This window comes from Flavobacterium sp., from assembly GCF_043778725.1.
Lineage (GTDB): Bacteria > Bacteroidota > Bacteroidia > Flavobacteriales > Flavobacteriaceae > Flavobacterium.
This window is the reverse complement of sequence record NZ_JAYWFT010000033.1, coordinates 1-6,387: the sequence shown is the minus strand read 5'-3', so window position 1 is coordinate 6,387 and position 6,387 is coordinate 1. Positions and strand designations below refer to the sequence as shown.

General features: G+C 35.1%; 9 protein-coding genes. All 9 read left to right on the top strand.

Features of this window, described 5'->3' with window-relative positions:
- The first annotated feature begins 248 nt into the window (after nucleotides 1–248).
- Nucleotides 249–632, top strand: coding sequence for a 30S ribosomal protein S12 (rpsL, locus tag ACH2CG_RS03200; protein ID WP_007136570.1), 384 nt, complete (start codon nucleotides 249–251; stop codon nucleotides 630–632).
- A 62-nt stretch (nucleotides 633–694) separates the two neighbouring features.
- On the top strand, nucleotides 695–1,171 hold the full coding sequence (rpsG, locus tag ACH2CG_RS03195) for a 30S ribosomal protein S7 (RefSeq protein ID WP_035125645.1): 477 nt from the start codon (nucleotides 695–697) through the stop codon (nucleotides 1,169–1,171).
- 10 nt (nucleotides 1,172–1,181) lie between these two features.
- A complete protein-coding gene (gene fusA / locus ACH2CG_RS03190; protein ID WP_395062128.1) occupies nucleotides 1,182–3,338 on the top strand; it encodes an elongation factor G in 2,157 nt (718 codons plus the stop codon).
- Between the two features lie 11 nt (nucleotides 3,339–3,349).
- On the top strand, nucleotides 3,350–3,655 hold the full coding sequence (gene rpsJ / locus ACH2CG_RS03185; protein WP_035125647.1) for a 30S ribosomal protein S10: 306 nt from the start codon (nucleotides 3,350–3,352) through the stop codon (nucleotides 3,653–3,655).
- Between the two features lie 110 nt (nucleotides 3,656–3,765).
- A complete protein-coding gene (gene rplC / locus ACH2CG_RS03180) occupies nucleotides 3,766–4,383 on the top strand; it encodes a 50S ribosomal protein L3 (protein WP_395062126.1) in 618 nt (205 codons plus the stop codon).
- Nucleotides 4,383–5,012 carry a 50S ribosomal protein L4 gene (gene rplD / locus ACH2CG_RS03175; protein WP_395062124.1) on the top strand — a complete coding sequence of 210 codons (630 nt, stop codon included), beginning with the start codon at nucleotides 4,383–4,385 and terminating at the stop codon, nucleotides 5,010–5,012. The genes rplC and rplD overlap by 1 nt, the downstream gene beginning before the upstream one ends.
- A gap of 6 nt (nucleotides 5,013–5,018) precedes the next feature.
- Nucleotides 5,019–5,309, top strand: a complete 291-nt coding sequence (gene rplW / locus ACH2CG_RS03170; protein ID WP_395062122.1) for a 50S ribosomal protein L23 — start codon at nucleotides 5,019–5,021, stop codon at nucleotides 5,307–5,309.
- 9 nt (nucleotides 5,310–5,318) lie between these two features.
- Nucleotides 5,319–6,143 (top strand): 50S ribosomal protein L2, encoded by an 825-nt coding sequence (rplB, locus tag ACH2CG_RS03165; protein WP_395062120.1) that lies wholly within the window; start codon nucleotides 5,319–5,321, stop codon nucleotides 6,141–6,143.
- Nucleotides 6,144–6,153: 10 nt separating this feature from the next.
- On the top strand, nucleotides 6,154–6,387 hold a 234-nt coding region (gene rpsS / locus ACH2CG_RS03160), incomplete at its 3' end, for a 30S ribosomal protein S19 (RefSeq protein ID WP_395062118.1).

The following is a 6,387-nucleotide window of genomic DNA, read 5'->3' as shown; positions in this document are numbered from 1 at the left end:
TTAAATTTTGCCCAAAGGAGGTCTGGCAAAAAAGAAATGTAAAAATGAAGGAAAAATATATTTTCAAGGGAACAGTTTTTATCGAAATAAATATAACGTAAATATTCCGTTTTTGTGATCTTTATGGTTGTATTAAATTTTCTTATTAAAATTAGTGATGTAACGTTTGTAGAGTAAAAAATATTTTCTACATTTGCAACCCCGTAAAAAGCGGGAAATTTAATATATAAGAAATTTTAGTATTAATTATGCCAACAATTCAACAATTAGTAAGAACAGGAAGAACTCAAATCACTAAGAAGAGTAAATCGGTTGCTTTAGATTCTTGTCCTCAAAGAAGAGGTGTTTGTACGCGTGTTTACACTACTACTCCAAAAAAACCAAACTCTGCAATGCGTAAAGTTGCGCGTGTACGTTTGACTAACGGAAATGAAGTGAATGCTTACATCCCAGGAGAAGGACACAATCTACAAGAGCACTCGATAGTATTAGTGCGAGGCGGAAGAGTAAAAGATTTACCAGGAGTTAGATACCACATTGTTCGTGGTGCGCTAGATACATCTGGTGTAGCAGGAAGAACACAACGTAGATCTAAATACGGTGCAAAACGTCCAAAAGAAGCAAAAAAGTAAATCTAAACTAGTTATCTGAATTTTATTTTAAAAATAAAAATCAATAACAAAAAAACGAAGAAATGAGAAAAAGAGCGGCAAAGAAAAGACCACTTTTACCAGATCCAAAATTTAATGATCAATTAGTTACACGTTTCGTGAACAACTTGATGTGGGATGGTAAAAAATCTACAGCGTTTAAAGTATTTTACGATGCAATGGATATCGTAGAAGCAAAAAAGAATAATGACGAGAAATCATCATTAGAGGTTTGGAAAGATGCGTTAACCAATGTTATGCCTCACGTAGAAGTACGTAGTCGTAGAGTTGGTGGAGCTACATTCCAAATTCCAATGCAAATTCGTCCAGACAGAAAAATTTCTATGGCAATGAAGTGGATGCTTCTTTATGCTCGTAGAAGAAATGAGAAATCTATGGCTCAAAAACTATCAGGTGAAATTTTAGCTGCGGCTAAAGAAGAAGGTGCTGCGGTTAAAAAGAGAATGGATACTCACAAAATGGCTGAAGCAAATAAAGCATTCTCACATTTTAGATTTTAATTACTAAGAAATGGCTAGAGAACTTAAATATACAAGAAATATAGGAATTGCTGCCCATATTGATGCTGGTAAAACAACAACAACAGAGCGTATTCTTTTTTATACAGGAAAATCACACAAAATTGGTGAAGTACACGATGGTGCTGCAACAATGGACTGGATGGCGCAAGAGCAAGAAAGAGGTATAACAATTACTTCTGCAGCTACAACTTGTGAATGGAATTTTCCTACTGTTCAAGGTAAAAAATTGCCCGAAACATTACCATATCACTTTAATATTATTGATACACCTGGACACGTTGATTTTACCGTAGAGGTAAACCGTTCGTTGCGTGTACTTGATGGTTTAGTTTTCTTATTTTCTGCTGTTGATGGTGTTGAGCCACAATCAGAAACCAACTGGAGACTTGCTGATCAATACCGTGTGCCACGTATCGGTTTTGTTAATAAAATGGACAGACAAGGATCTAACTTTTTGATGGTATGTCAACAAGTAAGAGATATGCTAAAGTCTAATGCAGTTGCAATTACTTTGCCAATTGGTGAAGAAAATGATTTCAAAGGTGTTGTAGATTTAGTTAAAAATCAAGCAATCGTTTGGGATGAAGAAGGTATGGGGGCAACTTACGAGATTGTGCCTATTCCAGAAGACATGCTTGCAGAAGTTAAAGAGTATAGATCAATTCTTATTGAAGCAGTAGCTGATTATGACGAGAACTTACTTGAAAAATTCATGGAAGACGAGTCATCAATTACAGAAGAAGAAATAAATACAGCATTAAGAGCAGCTGTTATGGATATGGCTATCATTCCTATGATTGCTGGTTCTTCTTTCAAAAATAAAGGAGTTCAATTCATGTTAGATGCAGTATGTAAATATTTGCCATCTCCAATGGATAAAGACGGTATCGAAGGAATTCATCCAGATGATGCTGATTTATTAGAAGAAGATCAAACTAAAATATTACGTAAGCCAGATGTAAAAGAGCCGTTTGCAGCTTTAGCATTTAAAATTGCTACTGACCCATTCGTAGGTCGTTTAGCTTTCTTCCGTGCTTACTCTGGTCGTTTAGATGCAGGTTCTTATGTTTTGAACACTCGTTCAGGAAATAAAGAAAGAATTTCGCGTATCTATCAAATGCATGCTAACAAGCAAAATCCAATCGATTACATCGAAGCTGGAGATATTGGAGCAGCAGTTGGATTTAAAGATATCAAAACTGGAGATACTTTGTGTGATGAGAAACACCCAATTATACTTGAGTCTATGAAATTTCCAGCGCCAGTTATTGGTATCGCTATTGAGCCAAAAACTAAAGCTGATGTTGATAAAATGGGTATGGCTTTAGCTAAATTAGCTGAAGAAGATCCAACATTTACAGTTAGAACTGATGAAGCTTCAGGTCAAACTATCATTTCAGGAATGGGTGAGTTACACTTAGATATTCTTGTTGATAGAATGAAACGTGAATTTAAAGTTGAAGTTAATCAAGGTGAGCCTCAAGTTGAATACAAAGAAGCTTTCACTAAAACTGCAACACATAGAGAAACTTACAAAAAACAATCTGGAGGTCGTGGTAAATTTGGTGATATCGTATTTACTTTACAGCCAGCGGATGAAGTTGATGGAAAAGTTCCTGTAGGATTGCAATTTGTTAATGCGGTAAAAGGTGGTAACGTTCCAAAAGAATATATTCCATCTGTAGAAAAAGGTTTCCGTGAAGCTATGAAAACTGGACCATTAGCTGGTTACCAAGTAGATAGTTTGAAAGTTACTTTGACAGACGGATCTTTTCACCCAGTCGATTCAGATGCTCTTTCTTTTGAATTAGCAGCAAGAATGGGTTATAGAGAAGTAGCAAAAGCGGCAGGAGCAATTATTCTTGAGCCGATCATGAAAATGGAAGTTATTACACCTGAAGAAAACATGGGAGATATCGTAGGCGATATCAACCGTCGTAGAGGTCAAGTAAACGACATGGGAGACAGAAATGGAGCTAAAACTATTAAAGCTGACGTTCCATTATCAGAAATGTTTGGTTATGTAACTACATTGAGAACACTTTCATCTGGTAGAGCAACTTCTACAATGGAATTTTCTCACTATGCAGAAACACCTTCAAATATCTCTGAAGCAGTTATCAAAAAAGCAAAAGGAAACGCATAATTTTTATCAAGATGAGTCAAAAAATTAGAATAAAATTAAAATCTTACGATCACATGTTGGTAGATAAATCTGCTGAAAAGATTGTAAAAACTGTAAAAAGTACAGGTGCAGTTGTAACGGGTCCAATCCCATTACCAACTCACAAAAAAATATTTACTGTATTACGTTCACCACACGTTAATAAAAAATCGAGAGAGCAATTTGAAGTTATGTCTTACAAAAGACTAATTGATATTTACAGTTCATCTTCGAAAACTATTGACGCTCTAATGAAATTAGAGTTGCCAAGTGGTGTAGAAGTAGAAATCAAAGTTTAATTACTTTAAATAGATTAAGATTTAAGTATTAGAATTTTGAAAAAAAATCTTCTAATACTTTCTTCTTTGAAAAAGTAAAAAGAGAATTAATAATTAATAAATAGTTTAATATGTCTGGGTTAATTGGAAGAAAAATCGGCATGACTAGCTTATTCGATGAAAACGGGAAAAATATTCCTTGTACAGTAATCGAAGCTGGACCTTGTGTCGTTACCCAAGTCAGAACCATTGAGGTTGACGGGTATGAAGCCTTACAACTTGGTTTCGATGACAAAACAGAAAAACACGCCACTAAAGCTGATTTAGGTCACTTTAAAAAAGCTGGTACTTCTGCTAAAAAGAAAGTCGTTGAATTCCAAAGTTTTGAAGGTAAATTTAATCTTGGTGATAGCATCACAGTTGGTGTTTTTGCCGAAGGAGAATTTGTTGATGTACAAGGTGTGTCAAAAGGTAAAGGTTTTCAAGGTGTTGTTAAACGTCACGGTTTTGGTGGTGTTGGTCAAGCAACACATGGTCAACACAACCGTTTGAGAGCGCCAGGATCAATAGGAGCATCGTCTTATCCATCACGCGTATTTAAAGGAATGCGTATGGCAGGAAGAATGGGTGGTGATAATGTTAAAGTACAAAATCTTAGAGTTTTGAAAGTAGTTGCTGAAAAGAACCTACTTGTTGTTAAAGGAGCTATTCCTGGATGCAAAAACTCTTATGTAATCATTCAGAAGTAATGGAAGTAAAAGTTTTAGATATCAAAGGAAATGATACTGGAAGAAAAGTTCAACTTTCTGATTCAGTATTCGGTATAGAGCCAAATAAACATGCGGTATATCTTGATGTTAAGCAATACTTAGCAAATCAAAGACAAGGAACTCACAAAGCTAAAGAAAGAGCCGAAGTTGCTGGTAGTACTCGTAAAATTAAAAAGCAAAAAGGTACGGGAACTGCTCGTGCTGGTAGTGCTAAGAATCCTTTGTTCAAAGGTGGAGGTACAGTTTTTGGTCCAAGACCAAGAAGTTATTCTTTCAAATTGAACAAAAGTTTAAAGCGTTTAGCAAGAAGATCTGCTTTCTCTTTAAAAGTAAAAGAATCTAATTTAGTAGTTGTAGAAGATTTTACTTTCGATACTCCAAACACTAAAAACTTTTTATCAGTTTTAAGTTCTTTAGGGTTAGAAAATAAAAAATCTTTATTTGTGTTGGGTGATTCAAATAAAAATGTATATTTGTCGTCACGCAATTTAAAAGCTTCTAGCGTAGTAACTAACTCAGAATTAAGCACTTACGCTATTTTAAACGCGAATAATTTAGTGTTATTAGAGAGTTCTTTAGAGGGAATAGAAGAAAATTTAAGCAAATAATAGGCCATGAGTATCATAGTTAAACCTATAATTACAGAAAAAATTACCAAAGATGGTGAAATTTTTAATCGTTTTGGTTTTGTTGTAGATAAAAAAGCAAACAAAGTACAAATTAAGAAAGCTGTTGAGGCTACTTATGGAGTTTCGGTTGTTAGTGTTAATACAATGAATGTTAGACCAGATAGAACTACAAAATTCACAAAAAGTGGTATGATAAGTGGAAAGACAAATGCTTACAAAAAAGCAATTGTACAAGTACAAGAAGGAGAAACAATAGATTTTTACAACAATATCTAATAGAATAAGATGTCAGTAAGAAAATTAAAACCTATTACCCCGGGTCAGCGTTTTAGAGTTGTTAATGGTTTTGACGCCATTACAACTGATAAGCCGGAGCGTTCATTGATCGCACCGATAAAAAACTCAGGAGGTAGAAATAGTCAAGGAAAAATGACCATGCGTTATACAGGCGGTGGTCACAAACAAAGATATCGTATCATTGATTTTAAAAGAGCTAAAGTTGGTATTCCGGCTAAGGTAAAATCAATTGAGTATGATCCAAACAGAACTGCTTTTATCGCATTATTATGGTATGCTGATGGAGAGAAAACGTATATCGTTGCTCAAAACGGCTTGCAAGTAGGACAGACTGTAGTGTCTGGCGAAGAGGCTTCTCCAGAAATTGGAAATACTTTACCATTAAGTAAAATTCCATTAGGAACAGTAATCTCATGTATTGAATTACGTCCCGGACAAGGAGCTACTATTGCTAGAAGTGCAGGTACTTTTGCTCAATTAATGGCAAGAGATGGAAAATATGCTACAATTAAAATGCCTTCAGGTGAAACAAGATTAATCTTGTTGACTTGTTCAGCTACAATTGGAGCAGTATCTAATTCTGATCATCAATTAATTGTATCTGGTAAAGCAGGTAGAACAAGATGGTTGGGAAGAAGACCAAGAACAAGACCGGTTGCTATGAACCCTGTCGATCACCCAATGGGTGGTGGTGAAGGTCGTTCATCTGGAGGTCATCCACGTTCTAGAAAAGGTCTTCCTGCTAAAGGTTATAGAACTCGTTCTAAAGTTAACCCGAGTAATAAGTATATTGTTGAACGCAGAAAGAAATAATTAGATAGACATGGCACGTTCATTAAAAAAAGGACCTTTTGTACACTACAAATTAGATAAGAAAGTTCAAGAAAATATTGAAAAAGGAAACAAAGGTGTTGTTAAGACTTGGTCTAGAGCATCTATGATTACTCCTGATTTCGTAGGACAAACTATCGCAGTACACAATGGTCGTCAATTTGTTCCAGTTTATGTAACTGAGAACATGGTAGGACACAAATTAGGAGAATTTTCACCAACAAGA

What these genes read in the sequence shown, in the direction of transcription:
- rpsL (WP_007136570.1), top strand. Translation starts at nt 249, where the DNA reads ATGCCAACAATTCAACAATTAGTAAGAACAGGAAGAACTCAAATCACT.
- rpsG (WP_035125645.1), top strand. Translation starts at nt 695, where the DNA reads ATGAGAAAAAGAGCGGCAAAGAAAAGACCACTTTTACCAGATCCAAAA.
- fusA (WP_395062128.1), top strand. Translation starts at nt 1,182, where the DNA reads ATGGCTAGAGAACTTAAATATACAAGAAATATAGGAATTGCTGCCCAT.
- rpsJ (WP_035125647.1), top strand. Translation starts at nt 3,350, where the DNA reads ATGAGTCAAAAAATTAGAATAAAATTAAAATCTTACGATCACATGTTG.
- rplC (WP_395062126.1), top strand. Translation starts at nt 3,766, where the DNA reads ATGTCTGGGTTAATTGGAAGAAAAATCGGCATGACTAGCTTATTCGAT.
- rplD (WP_395062124.1), top strand. Translation starts at nt 4,383, where the DNA reads ATGGAAGTAAAAGTTTTAGATATCAAAGGAAATGATACTGGAAGAAAA.
- rplW (WP_395062122.1), top strand. Translation starts at nt 5,019, where the DNA reads ATGAGTATCATAGTTAAACCTATAATTACAGAAAAAATTACCAAAGAT.
- rplB (WP_395062120.1), top strand. Translation starts at nt 5,319, where the DNA reads ATGTCAGTAAGAAAATTAAAACCTATTACCCCGGGTCAGCGTTTTAGA.